Here is a 23,126-nt window from a genome sequence, read left to right as displayed (position 1 = left end):
ATTTTCCGGAAATTCCCGCCCACTTTACCCGTGTATGAATTGGTAATAATGTTAAGATGACTACTGATTCTCAGTTTTATGACCGTTCTCCTTTGCAACTTCCTCAAGATTTGTCAGATGGAATGGCCAAGCATACCAATGAATCAACGGGTCTTATGGATATGGTGAAGCGCGATCGCTTCGAGTTATTGAGTGCTTATCTCGATGGTGAAGTCACAGCCACCGAACGCAAGCAAGTAGAAGAATGGCTGGCAAATGATGCCTCAGTTCAATGTTTGTATGCCCGATTGTTAAAGCTGCGCCAAGGCTTGCGGACGCTCCCAGTGCCAGCAGCCCAACAGTCGCCAGAAGAAACAGTTCAACAAGTTTTGACACGTTTGCGCCGCCGCTCCCGTTTAAACTGGATGGTGGGAGCTGCGGCCGTTGCCGCTTGCGCGATCGGTGCACTATCTAGCTTAGTAGGTGGTGGTTCGATGGTGCCGCAACTGGCACAACGACCACAAAGAGAACCTATACAAACGTCCTCAGCGTCTATAGTTCCCCCTTCACCGCTGATGGTGGGACTAAATAACCCGGTAATTGAAATTCCGAAAGCAGCAGTAGCCTCTCCAGAAAATTCAATTTATCAGGTACAGCCGCAACGACATGACCCGAAACAGGACATAAACTAATCGCAAAGTTAACAGTTTACAGATCATAACTGTACTTTGGGGTTAAACCACAGCCGCTCCACCAGCCCCCAGGTTGGAGGAAGCCTCCTAATTGATCAATTTTCTTTAAAGTCATTAAATAAACCCAAGCCCAACCCAGAGAGAGCGACTGTGGCTCATAAACCTCGATAATTTGTCGATTATAGAGGTTTTCTGGTGTTTGTCTATTGGGCTGGTAATCTTCCAGCACATCTAGCTCATTTAAAATCTTTGGATTGGAAAAAGAGAGTAAATATCTGTAAACTTGGCTATCCCCTAGCGTCATCGCTGGGTAGCCCATTGGCAGAGCAAATAATTTGCCTTGTACAAGAGCTATTTTGACATCAACTACTTTGCCACTACAGTATCTTTTATAGTTAGCTTCACCTGGTTTGAGCGTGCCGTAGACAAAAACCCTCACCAAATCAGAAAACTTTATATTTGATTCAACCATTTAAACCTTCATCAAATAACTCTTGCGATATCTGAAAGGGTCGCAGTTTGAGCATAATCAGGCTACTCCTCAACCGCATTGATATATATATAAATCTATGAGTAGTTGACCTACAATATTTAGATTAACCTGCTATGTTGACATAGGTGGTTGACATAGTAAATAGACTTAGACCCAGTAGGAGAATTTTTGGTGGATTCCCGATACAACCCAGCAGCAATTGAGGAAAAATGGCAAAAAACATGGGTAGAACTTGGCTTAGATAAGACACCGACAGTTAGCAACAAGCCAAAATTCTACGCTCTTTCCATGTTCCCTTATCCATCAGGTAGCCTACACATGGGTCACGTCCGTAATTATACAATTACCGATGTGATTGCCCGCCTCAAGCGAATGCAAGGGTATCGGGTAATACACCCAATGGGTTGGGATGCCTTTGGCTTGCCAGCAGAAAACGCTGCCATTGACCGTGGTGTAGCACCAGCAAAGTGGACTTATCAGAATATGGCTCAGATGCGGCAACAATTGCAGCGTCTTGGTTTATCCATTGATTGGGAATGCGAACTTGCTACCTGTTCACCAGATTATTACAAGTGGACACAATGGATTTTCTTGCAGTTTTTGCAAGCAGGGTTAGCTTATCAAAAAGAAGCAGCTGTAAACTGGGACCCGATTGATCAAACTGTACTAGCAAATGAGCAAGTTGATAACGAAGGACGTTCTTGGCGGAGTGGGGCAATAGTTGAGCGCAAATTGTTACGCCAGTGGTTTTTCAAGATTACCGACTATGCCGAAGAGTTGCTCAATGACTTGCATAAATTGACAGGTTGGCCGGAACGCGTCAAATCGATGCAGGCAAACTGGATTGGCAAATCTACAGGCGCTTACTTAGAATTTCCCATCATTAGGATAGATGAAAAAATCGGAGTGTACACCACACGCCCAGATACAGTTTATGGTGTCAGCTACCTAGTGTTAGCACCAGAACATCCCTTAACAAAGCGTGTCACTACAAAAGAACAACAAGCGGCGGTAGAAGCCTTTATTAAAGAAGTCTCCCATCAAAGTGAGTTGGAACGTACCTCTGAAGATAAACCGAAGCGGGGTATCCCCACAGGTGGTAAGGCAATTAACCCATTTACAGGGGAAGAAGTGCCGATTTGGATTGCTGACTATGTACTGTATGAGTATGGTACTGGAGCAGTTATGGGTGTACCAGCACACGATATCCGGGATTTTAAATTTGCCAAAAATTACGATTTGCCAGTTGATTTTGTCATCGTTTCCCCAGATGATGTTGAAGGTTTTGACTTAACGCCAACATCAGAGATTGATGAAGTCACACAACTCATTCAAATTGAATACAACCAGGCATACACTGAACCAGGAATTTTAATTAATTCTGGGGCTTTTACTGGTATGACTTCTACAGATGCTAAACAAGCAATAATTCAATACGCCGAACAACAAGGTTTTGGTAAAGTGCGGGTGCAATATCGCTTGCGGGATTGGTTGATTTCGCGGCAGCGTTACTGGGGCGCACCGATACCTGTAATTCACTGTCCCAACTGTGGGATAGTTCCTGTACCTGCCAAAGATTTACCCGTACAGTTACCGGAAGAAGTGGAATTTACTGGACGTGGCGGTTCACCTTTGACTCAGTTGTCAAGCTGGGTAAATGTACCTTGTCCGACTTGTGGCACTCCGGCAAAGCGTGAAACTGACACGATGGATACTTTTATTGATTCCTCGTGGTATTTTTTGCGCTTCCCTGACGCTAAGAATGAACAACAGGTTTTCGATTCTGGTAAAATCAATGACTGGATGCCAGTCGATCAGTATGTGGGTGGGATTGAACACGCGATTTTACATTTGTTGTATTCGCGGTTCTTTACTAAGGTTCTGCGGGACAGAGGCTTGTTAAATTTTGATGAACCTTTCCAACGCTTGTTAACTCAAGGTATGGTGCAGGGTTTAACTTACCTAAATCCTAATAAGGGTGGTAAAGATAAATGGATTCCTTCTAATCTGGTAAATTCAGCCAATCCGCGTGACCCCCAGACAGGTGAACCGTTGCAACGTCTCTATGCCACCATGTCTAAATCAAAGGGCAACGGTGTAGCGCCAGAAGATGTAATTTCCAAATACGGTGTAGATACAGCGCGGATGTTTATCTTGTTCAAAGCGCCGCCAGAAAAAGATTTGGAATGGGATGAAGCCGATGTGGAAGGACAATTCCGCTTTTTAAATCGGGTTTGGCGTTTAGTGACAGATTATATTGCGGTTGGGGTATCCCGTAAAAAAGCTCAACTCTCTGATTTAACTAAAGCAGAAAAGGAGTTGCGGCGGGCAATTCATACGGCTATTCAAGCGGTGACAGAAGACGTAGAAAACGAATATCAATTCAACACAGCTATTTCAGAATTGATGAAATTGAGTAATGCCTTAACTGATGCTGACGGCAAAAGTTCATCAATTTACGCAGAAGGTATTCAGACTTTGGTGGTTTTACTAGCACCATTTGCACCACATATTGCTGATGAATTGTGGCATTTATTGGGTGAAAGTGATTCAGTTCACACTCAAACTTGGCCATCATTTGACCCGGCTGCTTTGGTAGCTGATGAAATCACTTTAGTGATTCAAGTTATGGGTAAAACTCGCGGCTCGATTCAAGTACCAGCACAAGCAGATAAAGCCGCGTTGGAGAAATATGCCCGTGAATCAGAAATTGCCCAGCGTTACATCGAAGGTAAAGAGATTAAAAAGGTAATTGTAGTGCCTGGAAAGTTGGTGAATTTTGTAGTTACCTAAGTACAGCTTTGCATAAAATTGTAGCGAATTGAGGGTTTAAATTTAAACGCAGATGTGCTTCGCCTTTTTGCAGGGTAGGGGCGCAGATAATTCGCTACGAATTAATGAAATGTTGTACTTAGAATCGATAAAATTGTAAATGTAGCCTGACAAAACATCAGAGGATTTACATCTGTGACACTCAAAGAGTTAGAACAACAACTTCTTACTCTCAGTTCCGATGAAAAATTGCAGGCTATACATTTACTTGCTCAAAGTCTTGGTAACAATTGGCAAGGAATTGAAAAAATTCCTAGAGTCTATGGTGGAGAGGCTCGCATCGCTAAAACTCGTATTCCCGTTTGGGTACTTGTGGAAGCTCCTCATCTTGGATATAGTAATGCTGACCTTTTGACAAGCTATCCAACCATTACAGCTACAGATTTAGCTAATGCTTGGGTATATGCAGAAGCTCATCCCGATGAAATCGAATTGGCAATTGAGCGTAATGAGGTTGCCTAATCGATGGCACGATTTTATGCAGATGAGCAGTTTCTATTTCCAATTGTGGAATTCTTACGGGCTTTGGGACATGATGTTTTGACAGTTCAAGAAGCAGAAAATGCAGACCAAGGTATACTTGATGAGGAAGTCCTAGCATTTGCCATAAGTCAAGAACGCTCAATATTAACTATCAACAGAGTTGATTTTATCCGTTTGCATCGTCGTGATTCTAACCACTTCGGTATTATTGTTTGCACGAACAATCGTAATTGGTAACAATTTTCAGCACGGATAAATGAGGCTGTGGCAGCAGAAGAACCGTTGCAAGGAAAACTAATTCGTGTGGTACGTCCGGTCACTTAAAAAGGTTTTAATAGAACGCGCAAATGCTAAAGTCGTCAAGTATATGTTGCAACAACTCTTTTACCAATAGTTTACTTTTCTGATGTATGTGTATTTAAAAACATCTATCTGATCGTCCAGAGAGTTGGACTGTTTTATTTATACACAAAAAAGCGCTTGAGAGTTTTGCTCACTCAAGCGCTTTTCCGTAAAAGCTTATACCAACTCACTCGTTTGATGCAACATTTGAAATCTGCAACACTCCCTAAGGAGGGAGTATTACGAGGATAACTTGTGACAAACATGTGGTGAAATGGTATCACTCCTTGCACTAACTAAGAATATCTCTTTTGCAAGAAGACCGGGGATCTAGTGAGTGACAGTTTATGAACTGAACACTAGTTAAAAACGACTCACCGTGAATAGTAACTAAGAAGACTAAGCACGATTGTAGCAATTTTGTAAGTATAGTATAAAAACTTATAGTTTATGAGCGCCCGCCGTCAGCATCGCTTAGCACTAAGTGCAGTATCAAAAAGTGCAGCAATTAGTAGCATAGATATCTCAATTTCTGCGTCAAATTAGTTGCTATTAAATAAGCCAGAAAAGGCTTGGATATTGGTATCGAAGCGATTTTGACTCAAATAAATCATAGATGAAGGTATTTTTTAGAGAATGGCAACCCAAGAACAAATCTTTGACCCAAATAGATTGAAAAGCTTGGGTTGGGTATCTTCTATCTCTTAGCAAACGGTGACATCCAAGTCTTCCGTATAGTGTAGGGGGTTACTTCTTTCGTGGAAGCAAAACACAACTTTTTCACCGACAATTACCGCGATATTCAAAACGATTTTGCGTTTTTCTATAAAAACAACTGAGGTGGATTATGGGTAGATTTAAGAATTTATTGTACCTATGCTTCATCTACATAGATGTTTCATCCTTGGCTAAAATAGCCGTTCGCCTACGAACAGACACCTTAACCTGGCGTCTAGGTGTGTGGTAAGATTGCCTAGAACAAAGGTTTGATCTGAGTTGGAGTCTGGTATAAATTGCAAAGGTCAAGCTGACCGATCATTAACTCCCACGATACTTTTCCTATGAATTTGGAAAATATACAACAAGGCTGGTGACGATCTGAGTGGAATTTGTAGATGAATATCTAGGATTTACTATCAGACTTAACCAACTTCCCACAATTTTGACTTTTATTTGACTTTTAGGATAGACACATGAACGATAAGCTGATGCTGATGATTCCAGGCCCTACACCGGTGCCAGAAGCTGCCTTACTGGCATTAGCCAAGCATCCGATTGGGCACCGTACTAGTGAATTTAGCAACATATTGGCAGAGGTGACAGAAAACCTCAAGTGGCTGCACCAAACTCAAAGTGATGTGCTGATGCTGAATGTCAGTGGTACGGGTGCTGTAGAAGCGGGAATAATTAATTTTCTCTCTCCAGGCGATCGCATTTTAGTTGGTTCTAATGGTAAATTTGGCGAACGCTGGGTAGAAATTGGTCAAGCCTACGGTTTGAATGTAGAAGAAGTTAAGGTGGAATGGGGAAAACCCTTAGACCCCGCAGTATTTGCCGAAAAACTTCAAGCAGATACTCAAAAGCAAATTAAAGCTGTAATCATTACCCACAGTGAAACCTCGACGGGTGTGTTGAATGACCTAGAAACCATCAACCGCCACGTTAAAGAACACGGTGAAGCTTTAATTATCGTTGATGCCGTCACGAGCTTGGGTGCGTTCAATCTACCTGTGGATGCTTGGGGTTTGGATATAGTCGCCTCTGGTTCCCAAAAAGGTTATATGATTCCGCCAGGATTGGGTTTTGTTTCTGTCAGTCCCAAAGCTTGGGAAGCTTATAAAACTGCGAAGCTACCGAAATATTATTTGGACTTAGGCAAATATCGTAAAGCCACAGCCAAAAATACAACTCCATTTACTCCGCCTGTGAACTTGATCGTAGCGTTACACACCACGTTACGAATCATGAAAGAAGAAGGCTTAGAATCAATATTTGCTCGACATGAACGGCTCAAAAATGCTACCCGCGCCGCCATTAAAGGGTTAAATTTACCCCTGCTTGCAGCAGATAATTCCGCTAGTCCGGCGATTACAGCTGTAGCACCACAAGGAATTGAACCGGATAAAATTCGGTCATTGATGAAAAAACGCTTTGATATTGCCCTCGCTGGTGGTCAAGATCATTTGAGCAATAAAATTTTCCGTATTGGTCATTTGGGTTTTGTGAGCGATCGCGATATTCTTAGCTGTATAGCATCCTTAGAAGTTACCCTAACGGAACTTGGCTACGAAGATTTCACCCCTGGTTCTGGTATAGCAGCAGCAGTTAAAGTGTTTAGTCAGTCCTGAGTAATAAATCAAAAGAGCGAGTTGATAATTTAACTCGCTCTTTTAATTTGTATATACAGTAAAAACCGTCAGTCAAGAGAGCTATATATCAATCTTTGCATCAGGTAGAGTTGATGTGACATACCTCAATCTTCCTAAATGACACCAAGTTGCCCTAGATAGTATTATTTGCTTTGAAGAAAGTCGTACTATATCTTTGACACCAAACAAGACTAACTTTGGCAACTTAGTATCATACAAAATTGGCATCAATAGTATTCTTTGAGATTCTGCTAATATGCATTTGCTAGAAACTTTTAAACCAAAGTCTAAAAACTACAATCCAAAATTGGTATAATCTACGCCGTCTCCAGCCAATCATAAATTTGTTCTAATTGCTCTAGAGTAATTAACCCATATTGCCAAAGAATCATTGCCAAAGGGCCTGGGTCTTGCTCCCGATGCCGAAGCGCCACCGCTAGTGATGCTGTAGAAATTGCCAAATCTTCTTGCAAAAAATTAATCAGTCGAGAATATTTTGATGGTGACATTTGTATCTCACCTCCTTGTGCAGAATGTATTGTCATATATCAATTCATCATTACTTGGTAGACAGTAGCCAGTATTTCATCTGTCACTGTGCCGTTATCGGCCATACACCCCAGCACAGTTTTTGTTAATCTGCCTTCAACAGAGGCTTCCCATAGAAGGTCTGAGAAATAAAAATTCTCATACAAATCATCTGCTAGCTTATTAAGCAGTATTTTTACCTAATTAAATTGGCTTCATCTTATTTACCTTTGTGTTTTATTTAATTACACAGGTAGTAATAAAGATTCCATAGCCTATACTCTCTTATTGGCGACTATTTACACTTGCGCCCAAGGGAATATTTTTGAGACCAAACCTGAAGACTGCGATTTCAGGTTTGAGACAGTAGAATTTTACATTATTACCACAGTTTTTAAATAGTAGCGTTACAAGTGCTATTTGACCACATAAAGTGACATTTTTTACAGAAAAAATATATATTTCGACCGTATAGGCTCTCAACCGAGTAATTACCCAAGTTTTTATCCCCGCAAAGCACTGGAGTTTCAAAACTCAATTTTGAGAATATCGCCCACTTTCAACTTCAATTCGGCAGTTCTTCCAGAACGAAGTTCAATCACCTTATCAATTGGTGTATTGGGGCCATAGGTAGGACAAGGCTCACTTGCACAAGGAGGTGCAGCAACCTGAATATATTTAACTACACCTTTATGTAGAAACACCATGTCCAGAGGTACAGGTACATTCTTCATCCAGAAACTGACTGGTTGTGCTGAAGGGAACCCAAACAGCATCCCTCGGTCATCTGGCAAAGCCGGCCGATACATCAACCCCATCGCTTGCTGTTGTGACGTCTGCGCTACCTCTAATTGAATCGTTGTACCATTAGGCACAATGGCTTTAGCAGAAATTGGTAGTTTTTGACCTAAACTCTCTGGTGCTGGAGTTTCAGAACCAGAGGTGAGGCTAGAAGATTTAGCTGTTGTTGGCACAGAACAACCCATCAGAAAAATACTTAGCACTATCGAGAGCAAACTTAGCCGACGAGTCATATAGCTTTTTAATTTTGTAATTTAGACTTCAATTTTACAGTGTTGTAGGCAGAAAAACCCCTTGGGTGGGAGGCAGTAGCACCCAAACAAAGCATTCCCAGTCTGAAACTGGAAATGACGCAAGGAGATAAGCAAACTCCCGCTACAGTATACTAGGATTCTCTTAAAACGTACCCTACGCCTCGCACTGTTTGAATCAGGCGCTTTTGACCTTCATCTTCGATTTTTAACCGCAAGTAACGAATGTACACTTCAATCACATTTGATTCACCCAGAAAGTCGTAACCCCAAACATTTTCTAGAATTTGTTCACGGGTTAACACTTCACGAGGATGTTCCATTAAGAATTTTAATAGTTCAAATTCCTTCATTGTCAGGTCAATTGGTCGCCCATTATGTATGGCACGGCGAGTTGCTATGTCTAAAATTAAATCCCCAAAGCGTAATTGCTCCGTGGTATCTACATCGGGTTTTAAGTAGAGGCGAATCAACTTCAAAAAGTCTTCTGAGCGGTAAGGCTTAAGGATGTAATCATCCGCTCCAGCTTCTATACAAGCTACACGATCATCAACTGTATCCCTTGCCATTAAAATCAATACAGGCGATCGCATACCAGTGCTTCTCATATTTTTGCACAATGAGAGTCCTGATTCTCCTGCTAACATCCGGTCTAAGACAATTAAAGCAGGTTGGCGATCGCGACAGTGTTGTAAACCACTTGTCGCATCATGAGCCAAAATTGATTCATAACCGGCTTCTTGCAAATCGCAAGAAAGCTGATTTGCAAGGCTCTCATCGGTTTCAATCACCAAAACACAGGGACTTTGAGCAACTGTCATAACAATTTGAGATATTGGATTTGGGATTGTAAAGATATTCCAGAGAAAATCTTTACATCAGTTATTAAAGTGCAATTACCAGTTTTGAGTGATGTAACAATCCTGATTTGACGCGCTGCTAAAGATGTTTTAGCACGTTCAGGTGTCAGCTATCGAATTCTCGGATGCAATCTTAATAACTAACTCCAAATTCCATCTCTATACCAGTAATTCTGGAAGGAAATCACTAAGTTGGGGAGTATGGAGTAGGAAGATCAGGGAGAAATCAATTCAAAATTCAAAAACTTTTGCCTCCTGCCCAATGCCTACGGCAATTCTACCGAAGTTGGTTTAGCGATATGTGGTAAACCCCAACCTAATTTTTCTCGCAAAATTCGGAAAAACTCAGGCGGTTGCAGGCGAATAAATCTGGCACTATATTGCGATCGCTCCATATATACTCGATCTTCTGGTAAGATATAGCACCCTCCATTCCCATCTACTACCATTACCAGCCGAGGGATATTGACTGGGTAGATATTCACTGATTCAGTATCTGGAAATACCAATGCTCTAGAAGCTAGGGAATGGGGACAAATGGGTACTAGCTGTAAAGCAGGTACGCCAGGAGTCACAACTGGGCCACCAGCACTCAATGAGTAAGCTGTAGAACCAGTAGGCGTAGAAACAATCACACCATCTGCGGCAATATCTACTGGCGCATGACGCCCTATGGCAATTTCAAAATGGCACATAGAGGTCAAAGGTTCCCGGTGCAGTACCATTTCATTCAAGCAGAGCGCTTCCCACAGTACTGAATCATCCCGAAACACTTTGACGGTGAGCATGGCTCGTTCTTCAATTTCATACTCACCCGCCATTGCCTGTTCTAGTGCTTGGGGCAATTGGTTCAGGAAAGTTTCCGTCAAAAATCCCATGTGGCCGGTATTCACTGTTAACAGTGGAATCCCACAGGGGGCTACCTGACGAGACGCTGCTAAAACAGTGCCGTCTCCCCCTAATACCACTGCAAACTCCATATCTGAGTCAAAACCAGGGGGTGTTAGACCGTCAATGGGGGTGTGGCACACAGGACTATCCGGGTTAGGGTAGCCCAGTATACCACCAATACTCGATGTGATACATACATTCCAACCGGCTGCGGTTAGCTTGTCTTTTAACTCGATAGCGACACGGCCCGCTATCGGTTTAACGTCATTGTAGATAATGCCTGCTTTCGGCACACTCAAATATCCAATTTTAGGCGATGCTCTGTATTATGTAATCGTTACACATTTTTGGTCATGTAGTCATTAATCTAGAGTCAAATATCCAGAGTCTAGAGTTTTACGACTCATGTCTGTTTTGTAATGACTATTGACTGTTGGCTTTTGAAGATTGTTTAAAAGGAGTTTTTTTAGGTTTCTGCTTTTTATTTTTATTTTTTTGGTAGTCTACCTCTTTGAGTTTCTTCATTATTCGGCTGAAGTACTCTTGTAGATAGCTTTCTAGGGTTGTGGTTTGTTGCGGATCTAAACCAAACACTGTGTATACTTCATCCATTAAAGCATTTAACTGTTTACCACTAGCCAATACTTCTGTAAATGCCAGTCTGTCTGCTACGTTCCATCCCCACTGAAAGAATCGCATAATACCCTGCACAGCACGCAGTAAGTTTATTGGCATCCGCGTTACTCTGGCATCTTTTCCAGATAAGCGTTCGCACAGGTTGATAATTTCTTCTGCACTCCATGCACGAGTACCGACTACAGGAAAAGCTTGGTTTTCCGTTTCTGGTACACTCAATGCTCGGATTGCAAACTTAGCAATGTCTTGAGTGTCCATATAGGCGATGGGAGAAGAATTACCTGTTACCCAAACTGGCTGTCCTTCCAAAATGGGAATCCCATACTGACCGATTAAACCTTGCATAAACCCAGCTAGCCGCAAGATGGTATAATTCAAGCCTGACTCAGCCAAGAATAGTTCTGTACACCGCTTAATTTCCATTAGCGGCACTTCTGGGTATTTATCAGCATCTAAAATTGAAAAGAAGATAAAACGCTCGACACCTGCTGCTTTTGCTGCTTGAATCAATGCTACTTTGCCTTCCCAGTCCACTTGTTTGATACTCAGTGAATCTGTAGGGCGAGATGTTGAGGCATCAATAACTTGGGTTACACCTTCTAATGCTTGCGTTAGGGTATTGGGGTAACGTAAATTTCCGGGGACAAGTTCTGCACCCCATTCTTTAAGAAAAGCTGCTTTTTTACTGCTGCGGACAAGACAGCGTACTTTATATCCATCATCGATAGCACGACGAGCCACTTGTCTTCCTAAGGTGCCAGTGGCACCGACGATTAATAATGTCATGAGGGTTGTAATAAATTTTAATGTTTTATGAAAAGAATGTTATCAGAATAACCTATGCAAACAAAAGTTTACATCTTTTCTCAGAAAATCAATTTATTTGGATAAACTCATGAAAAAATAGCTGTCCGGTTAACGGACAAGCTTTTTTCTCATTTCGATGACAAAGGGAGTGGGGAATAGGGAGAATAATAACTTTTAACTCCTAACTCAGCACGGGCTAAACCTGAGCTATCCGCTAACAGCCCTCAATTATTCTTCTGTGCCCTGAATTTTCAGTAACAACGCGCCTAAGCCCCAGCCCACGAAGATTAAACCGAAAGACAATAGAGCTGCATTCAAAAGTTCGCCGCCCATTAGTATGATTCTCCTTATGCAAAGTGGTGTGTAAACTAGGTCTACTAGAAGCTTTTCAATAGTTGCTAGGATTAGACCTGTGTAAATAATTTTAAACTAGTTTAGCAGGTAATCCCTACTGGCTTGGGGGGCAATCCCTACTGTTGGGAGAAGAGAGATGGGTAAATTGAGAAAATTTAATGATAATAATTATGAAGAGATTTTATGTATCAAAATAATCAAGGTAGTTTAATAAGTTTTGTAAAAGAAAATTGTCCGCGTTTGGCGCTGACGCTGGGAGATCCGGCGGGGATTGGGCCGGAGGTGATTTTGAAAGCTTTAGCTGATCCAGAAATTCGTAAAAAATATGACGTTACAGTAGTGGGTAACGGAGATTTGCTCGCACAGATTTATTACAAACTGAATTTAACTGAGAATTTAGTAGCTTTGGCAAATCCAGATGAGTTGTCAGTCAGCAATGTGCAGTTGGATGGAAAAATTAAAGATCAAATTATTTCAGGAATAGGTAATGCAGCTAGTGGTGCGGCTAGTTTTGCATATATGGAATATGCGATCGCTCAAACACTGGCTGGTAAATTTGATGCTATTGTCACAGGACCGATCGCTAAATCTGCTTGGAAAGCCGCAGGCTATAATTATTTAGGGCAAACAGAACTTTTGGCACAAAAATCAGGTGTTGACCGTTTTGGGATGTTATTCGTAGCGCGATCGCCTCATACTGGTTGGACACTTCGCGCTTTACTTGCTACCACACATATTCCCCTACGTCAAGTAGCCGATGTGTTGACACCGCAGTTGTTGACACAAAAACTGGATTTGCTGGTGGAGTGCTTGGAGAAAGATTTTGGTATATATAGAGGGAGAATTGCGATTGCCGGGTTAAATCCTCACAGTGGCGAACAGGGACAACTTGGACATGAAGAACAAGATTGGTTAATTCCCTGGTTAGAGCAAGAGCGGCAAAACCGACCACAATTGCAACTAGATGGGCCAATACCGCCAGATACAATGTGGGTTAAACCTGGTCAAGCTTGGTATGGAAATTCTTTAGTAGAAAATCCTGCTGATGGCTACTTGGCACTTTACCACGACCAAGGCTTAATTCCTGTGAAGCTGATGGCATTTGATCGGGCAGTTAATACTTCTATTGGTCTTCCTTTCGTTCGGACTTCACCAGATCACGGAACAGCATTTGATATTGCGGGTAAGGGAATTGCTGATGCTACGAGTATGAAAGCAGCAATACATTTAGCGGCTGAGTTGGTTAGTCAAAGATTGGCAGTGGGTTGTGGTTAAAAGTTCTTTGTTGCAATATTTACTAGGAGTAATGCTTACTTGAATTTTAAAATTATCGGAGACATCACAATATTGAAATAATTGCTGTTGGTAACTCCATTCGTGAACTAAAACGCTTGCGTAAAACTTATGGTTCAGGACGGTAGCGGAAACTTAAAGGCTTTGCAACCATTAACTTAGACGACGGAAGCATTTATGAAACGGAGTTACACTGGTATGAAGCCCACAGAATTGGTAAGAAAGAAATTAAAATAAAACGTTTTCTATAGGAGTAGTTATGCAGTCAGCGAACACAGAAACTCAATATGTTGTTTGCATTAGCAACAAAGATTATCCTGCTTCTTTAGAAATTCGGAAAATTTACCAGACTGTTCCTGATTCTGATGCTGTTAAGCACCAAATGATTAGAGTTATTGATGAATCAGGTGAACACTATTTATATCCTAGTAATTATTTTGTATTGATTGAATTACCAAAAGCGGTTGCAGAAACTTTTTATCTAGCTAGTTAAAATTTCATTAAGTTATTTACTGTCTGAGGCTTGGGCAGACACGAAATCACCAAATCAGTTTGTATCAATGTCCCAAATTGACACAACTTATACGGTCAAGCCTTAGTAAAAGTATCTAGGTAAGTCAGATGCTATGAAAATTTATAATTATTACCCCATGCATAAATGCACCCTTTTGTCTCATTAATAAACAATGGTGCAAATACTCATTAATTACAAATTAGTATTCTCATCAGGTGCTTCAAACTTGTAACCATAGCCCCGTACAGTTTTAATAAACTCCGGTATGCTCGGATCGACTTCCATCTTTTTGCGAAGCTGACCAATATGCACATCAACCACCCGCCCATCTCCTATGTAGTCGCAACCCCAGATTTGTTGGATTAGTTGTGGACGACTCCAAGCCTGATTAGGATGACTTGCCAAAAAATGTAAGATATTAAATTCCAGCGCTGTTAAGGCAAGAGTTTTATCGTTAAGTGTTACCTCTCGGCCCTCTGGATTAATTACTAGTTGCTTGAAAACGATACGTTGTGTTGGGGAGGGATTGATGTAGCGTATCCGCCTCAAAAGAGCTTCTACTCTAACTTCAACTTCTGCAAGACTAAATGGTTTAGTCATGAAATCATCAGCACCTGCGCTTAAAATTTTAATTTTATCAGCCTCGTCAGTTCTACTAGTTAGTATCAGTACTAAAACATTAGTACGACTCTGCATTTCTTGGCAAAGGCTATAACCAGTAACATCCGGCAAATTCCAATCCAGAATTACTAAAGCTGGGTTGAATTGCTCAAACAATGATAAGGCAGTCCTACCATCTGCTGCCGACTCTATTTGATATTTCCGACTTAAAAAACGATAGACGAGATTTCGGACGCCAAAGTCGTCATCAACGATCAGAATTTTAGGAGTAGTAGCAGTAACCATAACCATAATGCTGTCTATTGTAGATTGGGCGATTTGCTGTTGCGCCAGTTTTACTTTACGTGTTTCTATTGAGAATTTATTTACGCGCTTCTCTGCTAAGTACCATCGCTACTGTAGTACTTGTATACATTTAATTTCCATGAAGCTTATGACAACCTCAGCCATTGTCATGCCGATAAAATTTATAATTATCGCATTATTTTTGCATAATTTTAAATTTGTATTATATAATATTAAACTTTTAGATTTTGAATAAGTGTAATTAAAACTCATCTCCGTAACCGCAAATAGTCAAAAGACACATCCAGAAGTGACGGCAATTGCTACAACTTTAAAAGAGTAACGCACTCCCTAATTAATTAGGTCTCTACAAAGGCTCACAAACTAACTTATCAGCCAATCTAGATTCTCAACTCCTACTTACTCGACTGTACTATAACCAATAGGTTTGTTCTCTTGAAGAAGTCTACGAAAATCTACCCTGGTGCATTTACATATAGCTGCCCTCTTAAGCATATACTATACTACAAGTTTCAGCCTGAGACTATAACAAGCTAAAGACCCAAAGCATCCCCAGAAGGTATATAGGGCAGCAAAACCAGCTTTAACAGACAAAAGCAACAGCAAAAAGAATTGCCTTAAGCAATATATATATATGATGTCAATAAATTGCTGGTAGCTTGCCTCATGCTGCTGACAGCAAAATTTAGCGCTGCGCTAACAGAAGTAAAACACCCTTTGTATCTGGTTAACAGATTTAGCTTGTGTACCTCACAAACTTCTAATTTTCTGTATATAAATATACAAGTACAGCAGGAGATTGAGGAGACATTATTATTAGCGATCACTGATATTAAAAAGCTATTAATAACTATATTCATCGCTTAATATTCTTCATTTTAAACTAATGTTTTTCTCGATTTATGAGGAATTTGGTAAAATTAAAAATATCTAAATGACTAAAATATCAAAAGTATAAACTTTAAATATATTGAATTAGATTTCAAAAAAAATATTGTTATTACTCTTAAATGGCGTTATTTACAATGAATCAATTGGTATAATTTCTGGAAACGACTCAGTCTATCTGAGGAGAGAGTTTGAAGATATTCATACCAGAGAAAGATCGATTAAATATCTTCAGTTCGCTAAATTGCTATTATTATCTTCAGTAAGGAAAATTATGGTTAATAATTTAGTCGGTGGCATCATTCCCCCACAACCACCAATAGAAGCACAAACTGAGGCTCATGTCCTAAAGACTCGTCTGGAATGGGGTGAACCAGCTTTTACAATCCTGGATGTGCGCGATCGCGCGACCTTCAACGAAGGTCACATTATGGGAGCAATGCCAGCGCCAGCAGATGAATTGGTAGAGCGTGCAGTAGCTTCTTTAGATAAGAGCCGTGACATTTACCTTTACGGTGCCAACGATCAAGAAACTGCCCAAGCCGCACAACAACTGCGCTCTAATGGATTTGAGCATGTCTCCCAACTTAAAGGTGGTCTTGGCGCATGGAAGGCGATCGGTGGCCCGACAGAAGGGATTGTTGAATCAAAAACTCCTCCAGGTGCAGATGACTATAATGTTGTAGATCGGCTAAAAAACCACCAAGAAAATCTGCAAAAGGGTGGTACTAGCGCAACGGAATCCATTAAGAAGGGAGCAAGTGACCTCAAGGAAGGCATTCAAGAGGGAGTCAGTAACCTCAAGGAAAATATTCAAGAGGGAGCCAGTAACCTCAAAGAAGGCATTCAAGAGGGAGCCAGTAATGTCAAAGAAAACGTTCAAGAGGGAGCCAGTAATGTCAAAGAAGGCATTAATGAAGCTAAAACTCCTAGAGATAATGTATGATTCCAATCTTGGATCTTAGGCAAAAAATAACTTAGAAAATTAACGAATAGACCTCTTGCATAAATCAAGAATAAGAACCCGACTCTATCTTTGACTAACGTTAAAGTCTCTCTTGTTTGCTTGCCGGGCAGAGTTTAAGAGTGGGCTGTTAGAAGATTTTCCAAGAGGTCTAATCTCGATTTATCATAATCAGATAAGTCACAATTCACAAAGAGAGCCGAAAACTGCGAAATTCCGGTCAGAAGACAGAATATTCTGTCTAGTAATGCTTGCCCTCCAGATAAATAACTTTTGCAAAAGGTTTACTGTTTGATCAATGTTCAAACAAATCTTTAAATTGCAATAAATCTAAAGAAACTATAGTTGGTAGAAATTCAAAACATTCTTGAGCAATTTGCCAACGTTCTTCTCGTTTGAGCATTTGTATTAACTTCTGCTGAACACTAAGTAAGTAGCGCACATCATTTGCAGCATAACTTAATTGAGCTTCAGATAAGCTAATGGCGTTACCCCAATCAGAACTTTGAGAGCTTTTATCTAGTTCCACTTGTTCTAACTCTTGTACCACGTCTTTAAGTCCGTGGCGATTTGTGTAAGTACGGGCTAATTTACTGGCAATTTTGGTGCAAAAAATCGGCCGTACCTGAATACCCAGATTGGCTCGCAAAGTGGCCAAGTCAAACCGAGCAAAGTGAAACACTTTCACAACATTGACTGCTTCCAAGAGTTTTTTTAAGTTGGGGGCGTCAGCTTGTCCTTTTGCTATGCGGATTGCAGTCACTTTCCCTTCAAGATTGCACAGCTGGACGAGACACAAGCGATCGCGCAATGGCAACAATCCCATCGTTTCTGTATCAACTGCGATCGCTGTAGATTCTAAATACTGGCTAAGGGCTGCGTCACTGAGGTCGCGATCGCTCACCTGAAAATCTGGTAATGTCATCAATTGTTCAAAAATAATAGCAGTGTCCAGCAGAAAAAAGTCTTGTCAGACACTACATTATTATTGTGCAAAAAAATCAGAAATTAAATCTACCTAGTACGAAAAAACATCTGTGTTAGGTAGACTTCGCCTTGATTATTAGTAGCAACCCCAATTCCAGTCAGGTTGTAATTTCCTTTAAGATTTTTTAGGTGTCCGGGACTTTTAATCCAACCAGTAACAGCTTCCTCCACGGGGTTGCTATATCCCCGGTTAAAAGCAACATTTTCCGCTGCACTGTTGTAGCGAATCGGGATAGCTTTGACTCGCCCTTCAAATCCCTGATGGCTAAATGGGGTTTTACCTTTAGCCATATTTTGACTATGAATTCTTGCCTGTCGAGTTAAATTTGCATTTAAAGTCAACTTTGGCAGCCCTTTAGAAACCCGATATCGATTAATTTGGTCAAATACTGATTTTTCTAACTCAGTAGTTTTAAAAGTAGGAGTCGATATTGCAACCTGACTAGAAAAAAGCGACAACAGCTTATTACGGGTGGATGTATTCGTAGAAGTATGATTTGGTATCGGAGCAGTCGTTAATCCACTAGCAAGGACAAGCGCACTTAAAGCGATGCCAAAAGCAGTTTGTCGGAACATGGACAATTGCGTAATGTGTAGAGATATAAGACTTCTACTCTACCTTATTGTTCCGAGGATATATACCACAATACTATTAAGTAATGATGAATTTCGGCAATTTGGCTACATCCTTTACAAGTAACACAAGCAATCATTTCCAATTGTCAGTACTTCAATGGGGCAGCTTCATGAAAATCACGGTTAATTTTGCTAATAATTTCAGATTTTCCGGAATTATCTAGCGAAAGCTTTACTAACAGGTTAAAATCTGGGGAATTTGAGAAAAAACCTAAATTTTACCAAATCTAACGCTGTGTGCAATTTTTACTCAAACCTAATCTCTTTGCCTAATAATAAGGAATGGGTAGAATTCAAAGCCTCTCTCTTTGCAGGCTACGGTGTACATACATCTTGGTAATGAAGCCCAAATTCTGGATTTACCCCCCTTAATCTCCCCGGTGCATTGGGGGAAATATCCGGTTCTCCCCCAAGGTATCGGGGGAGTTAGAGGGGGTCAGAAAGACTTGTGTGTACACCGAGCTTCTTTGCAGGAGAGAGGAATGCAAGTGAGGTAGAGAATATTAAGTTGCACATCGCGTCAAACATATCAGCGAATGAACATTTGTGTAAAGTAGATTGCACCTTGACTGTTTTTGGCAACACCAATCCCCGTCAGATTATAATTACCTTTGATATTGGCAAGATGCCCTGGACTTCTGAGCCAGCCTTGAACAGCTATTGTGGCAGGATCGCTATATCCCTGGTTGAAAGCGACATTTTCAGCAGCTGCTCTGTAAGAAATACGGGTTGCTCTAAGACGTTCTGAAAATCCATTATGTCCAAAGGGAACAGTACCATTAGCCATGTTCTGACTGTGAATCCTCACTTGATTATCGATGGCAGCATTACGAGTCAGCGCTGATAGCCCTTGGGAAATTCTGTAGTTATTAATTTGGTTAAAAATCGACTGTTCTAGAGCAGCAGTGTCGATGCTATATGCTGCAATTTTAACAGTATTATTTGACACATGTGAACCCATTGGTATAAAAGCTGGATTTGTCACAGGAGTAGCGATCGCTCCACTACTGAGAGCAATAGTGCCTAAAGCAACGCTGTAAATTATTGATTTAATCATTTGTTGGCAGTAAAGTTTTAGACAATCTAACCAACTAATATCAATGTGACAAATGACTTATAGGTCTATATAGCTTTATTTGTAGGCTTTTTTGCTCAAAAACTACTAGCAAACATTTAAATTCACGATTTAACGTAAAAATACTACTTTTCAATCAATAATTGTCTTATACCATTAGTATGATTATTTATATTCCAGATTCTGCACTTAGACTGCCACATAGTGTAATTACTGAATTTATTTAAACTCAAGAGTTTTAAATTATGCTTATTTATCTTCATAAGTTCAGCTATTTTACTGTATTTCAGTATATTAAATAGCTTTTCCATATCAAAAAAACAGTAAAAACCGATTGTGGCAGTTGAAGATACAGAATATCAGATAAAAATGGCTGGATTTCTTCAGCAAAATATCTATGTGATTTCAACTAGCTTTTTTTGAGGTTTTCTAACTCTTCCTGTACCACACGCAACACCCGTGCAATATATTCTGCACGCCACTGTTCCCGTTCCTTGGTTACTTTGACATCCGGCTCGTAAGCTTCAATCTCACTAGCGGATAAAATACCTTTCACCTCTAGCAACCGTTCAATGGTGTCTAGCCGCTCATGCAGCACAGACACCTCACCAGTCAAAGCCATGACGATCGCTAATAATTTATCAGTTTGCGGATTTTCTAAGTAAACAGGTCGTTTACCCTTGGCTATTTTTGTCATCCTAATACCAATTCTCCAAAAATAAGACTAGACATACAAAATGAGGAAAGCCAGATAAAATCTGACTTTCTCAATTACGAATTACGTTAGCGTAGCAGTCCGTAACCCATTACGAACTTGTACTGAGCGTAGCCGAAGTATTACGAAACTTCCTCAGCTTACTTAGTTGCAGCAACCATAAACCAAGTGCCTTGGGTAGCTGAGTTACGATTTGGAAATATACCATTAGTTTCTTTTGCTTTCCACGCCCCATTCAGGACAAATTTCTCAAATGTCTTATCTGCTGAAAAACCAGCCTCAGTAACTAGCGGCAGCAAATCTAAATCGCGTACAGCACTCCAGAAGGGTTCGTTGTTGTTAGCAGTTTGCCAATCAGAAATAAACTGTGTATAAACATCCATGTGATGATACAGGGGTCCTTCTAGATGAATCATCATGCCACCGGGAACCAGTAGACGATAAGACTCTTGCATAACTTTACGCACAGATGACGGGGGGATTTCATGCAGCAAAATGTGAGAAACCACTAAGTCAAATGATTCATCGGGGAAGTTAGTATGTTCGGCATTTTGCTGAGAGAAGTGTACCCGTTTTCCCAAGGCTTCGGCTCTTGCATGAGCATAACGCAGTATAGATGCACCTATATCTATAGCATGGACTTCCGCATCTGGGAAACCATCGACATAAGGTAATGTGCTATTGCCAATAGAACATCCCATATCGAGGATTTTGCTCGGTCGAAAGTTGGGAAACTCCGCTAAAAGGTAGTTTTGGACTATAGATAGCCCCATATTATCGTTGAGCGGCCCCAACCAACCGAGTCCATAAACGTAAGCGCCGCGATCGTAGGTTGCACCGGCTGCGACATCATCGGCAGTGAATTCACTGTGATATCCTCCGGGCATACAGTGAATGTCTACAGCCTTTTGATAAGTAGGTATTTGAAAATTTGGATCGAGGGTTAAAGTACCCAGTTCACCACCCTTATCTTTGGCACGCTCTATCAACTCTGGCAGTTGTCTGTCAACATTGGCATTTACAGCATCCCATAACATTTCCTGGTTGATGCGCTTTAGGGCACTAGTCCAACGGTAATAGGGTTCGTGCTGCATTACTTCCCGAATTTCATAACGATTCTGGGGAGGACGCTGATGTTCTTGTTCAAACTTCGGCTTGGCTAGTTTTTCATAAACTTCTTTATTACCAGGAAGGATATTCTTGAAAATGTGCATTGTCATACTTTGCACAAAGCTTTGGCGTGCCAACTCATCGTGAGTGGGTTGGGGTAACATTGGGTGTTGGAATTGTTGATCCATTATTGTTTTCTCCCAAATATTTTATGTAGATTTACGCTGGGTATAATAATTTGGCTACCGTTTGTACATCTTTGTCACCACGTCCAGAGCAGTTAATTACAATCCGAGGACTGCCGGTTAGTTGAGAAGAGAGGGTTTCGAGATAAGCGATCGCATGGGCTGTTTCCAATGCTGGGATAATCCCCTCCAATTTCGATAATTGCTGGAATGCCGCCAAAGCTTCTGCATCCGTCACACTATAGTATTCAGCGCGACCAGTATCCTTTAAATAGCTATGTTCTGGCCCCACACCGGGATAATCTAATCCGGCACTAATTGAGTGTGCCTCAATGATTTGCCCATCTTCATCTTGCAGTAGGTAGCTCATGGCTCCGTGCAATACACCAATTCGTCCTTTTGTCAAAGTTGCTGCGTGTTTTTCGGTATTAACACCTTCTCCGGCTGCCTCAATCCCAATGAAGCGTATAGAAGGCTCATTGATAAACTCATAGAATAGTCCCATCGCATTGGAACCACCACCGACACAAGCCAAGAGAATATCAGGTAATCCACCCCACTTTTCCATTGCTTGGGCGCGGGTTTCTTCGCCGATTACTGCATGGAAATCACGTACCATCATTGGGTAAGGATGAGGCCCTGCTACCGAACCCAGGATGTAGTGAGTAGTTTCCACATTTGTCACCCAATCTCGGATTGCTTCGGAAGTAGCATCCTTCAAAGTTCCGGTTCCCGCCTCCACAGGCCGCACTTCTGCCCCCATCAGCCGCATTCTAAATACATTCAGAGCTTGACGTTCCATGTCATGAACGCCCATGTAGATTACACATTCCAGCCCAAAACGAGCGCAAACTGTGGCTGTAGCAACTCCATGTTGTCCAGCGCCCGTTTCGGCAATAATCCGCTGCTTACCCATGCGTTTCGCCAACAATACCTGACCAACGGCATTATTGATTTTGTGAGCGCCAGTGTGATTTAAATCTTCACGTTTCAAGTAAATTTGTAGCCCGGTGCGATCGGGTCGGGCATAATGAGCAGTCAGGCGTTCAGCAAAATACAATGGTGTCGCACGTCCTACATAGTCTCGTAACAACTGCTGTAGTTGTGCTTGAAAACCAGGGTCATTACGGTATTGCTGATAAGCTGTTTCTAATTCAGCCAGGGCAGGCATGAGCGTTTCAGGTACATACTTACCGCCAAAGCGTCCAAAGCGGCCTAGCGTATCTGGAACCTGAGCAGTTGAACTTGGAGATAGGGGAGTGGTAGTCACAGGCTGTTTTTGATGAGGGGAATGACTTAATTATTATAGAAAAGTCTGAAGCATATCTGGGGAATGGGGAATTGGGAATAGGAGAATAATAGTCCTAAAAACTTAGCTTGGTGAGGCTTTTCTTATTCTCATGTAGAACATGGGAACGAGAGTAATGGCATTGTCAACCGAAACAATAGCATTGCAGGTCAAGAAACTTGTGAGTACACTGTAGTTTTTTTCTTCCCGCGTCGGGAATGGGATT

Annotated in this window: 21 protein-coding genes and 1 pseudogene; 8 read left to right on the top strand and 14 right to left on the bottom strand. The window is 41.2% G+C overall.

The window, feature by feature from the left end:
• Positions 1–56: 56 nt before the first annotated feature.
• Complete coding sequence (locus V7K60_RS33245) at positions 57–671, top strand: anti-sigma factor family protein (RefSeq protein WP_334932254.1); 615 nt, start codon at positions 57–59, stop codon at positions 669–671.
• 16 nt (positions 672–687) lie between these two features.
• On the opposite strand, the gene V7K60_RS33240 is transcribed toward V7K60_RS33245, so the two are convergent.
• The gene (locus V7K60_RS33240; protein ID WP_334932252.1) at positions 688–1,143 is read right to left on the bottom strand and encodes a gamma-glutamylcyclotransferase family protein; all 456 of its coding nucleotides are present in this window, start codon (positions 1,141–1,143) and stop codon (positions 688–690) included.
• A 192-nt stretch (positions 1,144–1,335) separates the two neighbouring features.
• Here V7K60_RS33240 and leuS point away from each other — a divergent pair, with 192 nt between their 5' ends.
• From leuS to V7K60_RS33220, 4 genes are all read left to right on the top strand, one after another.
• A complete protein-coding gene (leuS, locus tag V7K60_RS33235) occupies positions 1,336–3,957 on the top strand; it encodes a leucine--tRNA ligase (RefSeq protein ID WP_334932250.1) in 2,622 nt (873 codons plus the stop codon).
• 174 nt (positions 3,958–4,131) lie between these two features.
• Positions 4,132–4,458, top strand: coding sequence for a DUF433 domain-containing protein (locus V7K60_RS33230; protein WP_334932248.1), 327 nt, complete (start codon positions 4,132–4,134; stop codon positions 4,456–4,458).
• Positions 4,459–4,461: 3 nt separating this feature from the next.
• Positions 4,462–4,716 (top strand): DUF5615 family PIN-like protein, encoded by a 255-nt coding sequence (locus tag V7K60_RS33225; protein WP_334932246.1) that lies wholly within the window; start codon positions 4,462–4,464, stop codon positions 4,714–4,716.
• A 1,298-nt stretch (positions 4,717–6,014) separates the two neighbouring features.
• Positions 6,015–7,169: a pyridoxal-phosphate-dependent aminotransferase family protein gene (locus tag V7K60_RS33220; RefSeq protein ID WP_334932244.1), complete on the top strand. Its 1,155-nt coding sequence runs from the start codon at positions 6,015–6,017 to the stop codon at positions 7,167–7,169.
• 338 nt (positions 7,170–7,507) lie between these two features.
• Here V7K60_RS33220 and V7K60_RS33215 read toward each other — a convergent pair whose 3' ends face one another.
• The 6 genes from V7K60_RS33215 to petM all read right to left on the bottom strand — a co-directional run bounded on the left by V7K60_RS33215 (position 7,508) and on the right by petM (position 12,297).
• Entirely contained in the window at positions 7,508–7,735 is a 228-nt protein-coding gene (locus V7K60_RS33215) for a DUF2949 domain-containing protein (protein WP_292719964.1), read from the bottom strand.
• Positions 7,736–8,245: 510 nt separating this feature from the next.
• Positions 8,246–8,752, bottom strand: a complete 507-nt coding sequence (locus V7K60_RS33210) for a DUF192 domain-containing protein (protein ID WP_334932242.1) — start codon at positions 8,750–8,752, stop codon at positions 8,246–8,248.
• A 152-nt stretch (positions 8,753–8,904) separates the two neighbouring features.
• Complete coding sequence (nblR, locus tag V7K60_RS33205) at positions 8,905–9,591, bottom strand: response regulator transcription factor NblR (RefSeq protein WP_334818820.1); 687 nt, start codon at positions 9,589–9,591, stop codon at positions 8,905–8,907.
• Positions 9,592–9,896: 305 nt separating this feature from the next.
• Complete coding sequence (locus tag V7K60_RS33200) at positions 9,897–10,814, bottom strand: NAD(+) kinase (protein WP_334932240.1); 918 nt, start codon at positions 10,812–10,814, stop codon at positions 9,897–9,899.
• Between the two features lie 130 nt (positions 10,815–10,944).
• Entirely contained in the window at positions 10,945–11,943 is a 999-nt protein-coding gene (locus V7K60_RS33195) for an SDR family oxidoreductase (protein WP_334932238.1), read from the bottom strand.
• Positions 11,944–12,192: 249 nt separating this feature from the next.
• Positions 12,193–12,297, bottom strand: a complete 105-nt coding sequence (gene petM / locus V7K60_RS33190; RefSeq protein WP_118167852.1) for a cytochrome b6-f complex subunit PetM — start codon at positions 12,295–12,297, stop codon at positions 12,193–12,195.
• A gap of 204 nt (positions 12,298–12,501) precedes the next feature.
• On the opposite strand from petM, the gene pdxA reads away from it, so the two are divergent.
• Together pdxA and V7K60_RS33180 are read left to right on the top strand one after the other, a co-directional pair.
• A complete protein-coding gene (gene pdxA, locus V7K60_RS33185; protein ID WP_334932236.1) occupies positions 12,502–13,593 on the top strand; it encodes a 4-hydroxythreonine-4-phosphate dehydrogenase PdxA in 1,092 nt (363 codons plus the stop codon).
• 277 nt (positions 13,594–13,870) lie between these two features.
• The gene (locus V7K60_RS33180; protein ID WP_334932234.1) at positions 13,871–14,104 is read left to right on the top strand and encodes a hypothetical protein; all 234 of its coding nucleotides are present in this window, start codon (positions 13,871–13,873) and stop codon (positions 14,102–14,104) included.
• 213 nt (positions 14,105–14,317) lie between these two features.
• Here the strand turns inward: V7K60_RS33180 and V7K60_RS33175 are convergent, their stop codons facing one another.
• A complete protein-coding gene (locus V7K60_RS33175) occupies positions 14,318–15,037 on the bottom strand; it encodes a response regulator transcription factor (protein WP_334932232.1) in 720 nt (239 codons plus the stop codon).
• 1,177 nt (positions 15,038–16,214) lie between these two features.
• Between V7K60_RS33175 and V7K60_RS33170 the strand changes: the two are divergent.
• A pseudogene (locus V7K60_RS33170) lies at positions 16,215–16,661 on the top strand (rhodanese-like domain-containing protein); the annotation flags it as partial.
• Positions 16,662–17,199: 538 nt separating this feature from the next.
• On the opposite strand, the gene V7K60_RS33165 reads toward V7K60_RS33170, so the two are convergent.
• The 6 genes from V7K60_RS33165 to trpB all read right to left on the bottom strand — a co-directional run bounded on the left by V7K60_RS33165 (position 17,200) and on the right by trpB (position 22,882).
• Entirely contained in the window at positions 17,200–17,829 is a 630-nt protein-coding gene (locus V7K60_RS33165; protein ID WP_334932230.1) for a ribonuclease H-like domain-containing protein, read from the bottom strand.
• 89 nt (positions 17,830–17,918) lie between these two features.
• Positions 17,919–18,467: a CAP domain-containing protein gene (locus V7K60_RS33160; RefSeq protein WP_292783269.1), complete on the bottom strand. Its 549-nt coding sequence runs from the start codon at positions 18,465–18,467 to the stop codon at positions 17,919–17,921.
• Between the two features lie 589 nt (positions 18,468–19,056).
• The gene (locus tag V7K60_RS33155) at positions 19,057–19,584 is read right to left on the bottom strand and encodes a CAP domain-containing protein (protein WP_334932224.1); all 528 of its coding nucleotides are present in this window, start codon (positions 19,582–19,584) and stop codon (positions 19,057–19,059) included.
• Between the two features lie 427 nt (positions 19,585–20,011).
• Positions 20,012–20,299, bottom strand: coding sequence for a hypothetical protein (locus V7K60_RS33150; RefSeq protein ID WP_334932222.1), 288 nt, complete (start codon positions 20,297–20,299; stop codon positions 20,012–20,014).
• A gap of 158 nt (positions 20,300–20,457) precedes the next feature.
• Complete coding sequence (locus V7K60_RS33145) at positions 20,458–21,615, bottom strand: class I SAM-dependent methyltransferase (RefSeq protein WP_334932220.1); 1,158 nt, start codon at positions 21,613–21,615, stop codon at positions 20,458–20,460.
• Positions 21,616–21,646: 31 nt separating this feature from the next.
• Positions 21,647–22,882, bottom strand: a complete 1,236-nt coding sequence (gene trpB / locus V7K60_RS33140) for a tryptophan synthase subunit beta (RefSeq protein ID WP_334932218.1) — start codon at positions 22,880–22,882, stop codon at positions 21,647–21,649.
• Positions 22,883–23,126: the final 244 nt, after the last annotated feature.

It is taken from the genome of Nostoc sp. (assembly GCF_036917555.1).
In the GTDB taxonomy this organism is placed as follows: Bacteria; Cyanobacteriota; Cyanobacteriia; order Cyanobacteriales; family Nostocaceae; genus Nostoc.
Note: the sequence above shows the minus strand (reverse complement) of the source record. Positions and strands in the feature narration are given on the sequence as shown.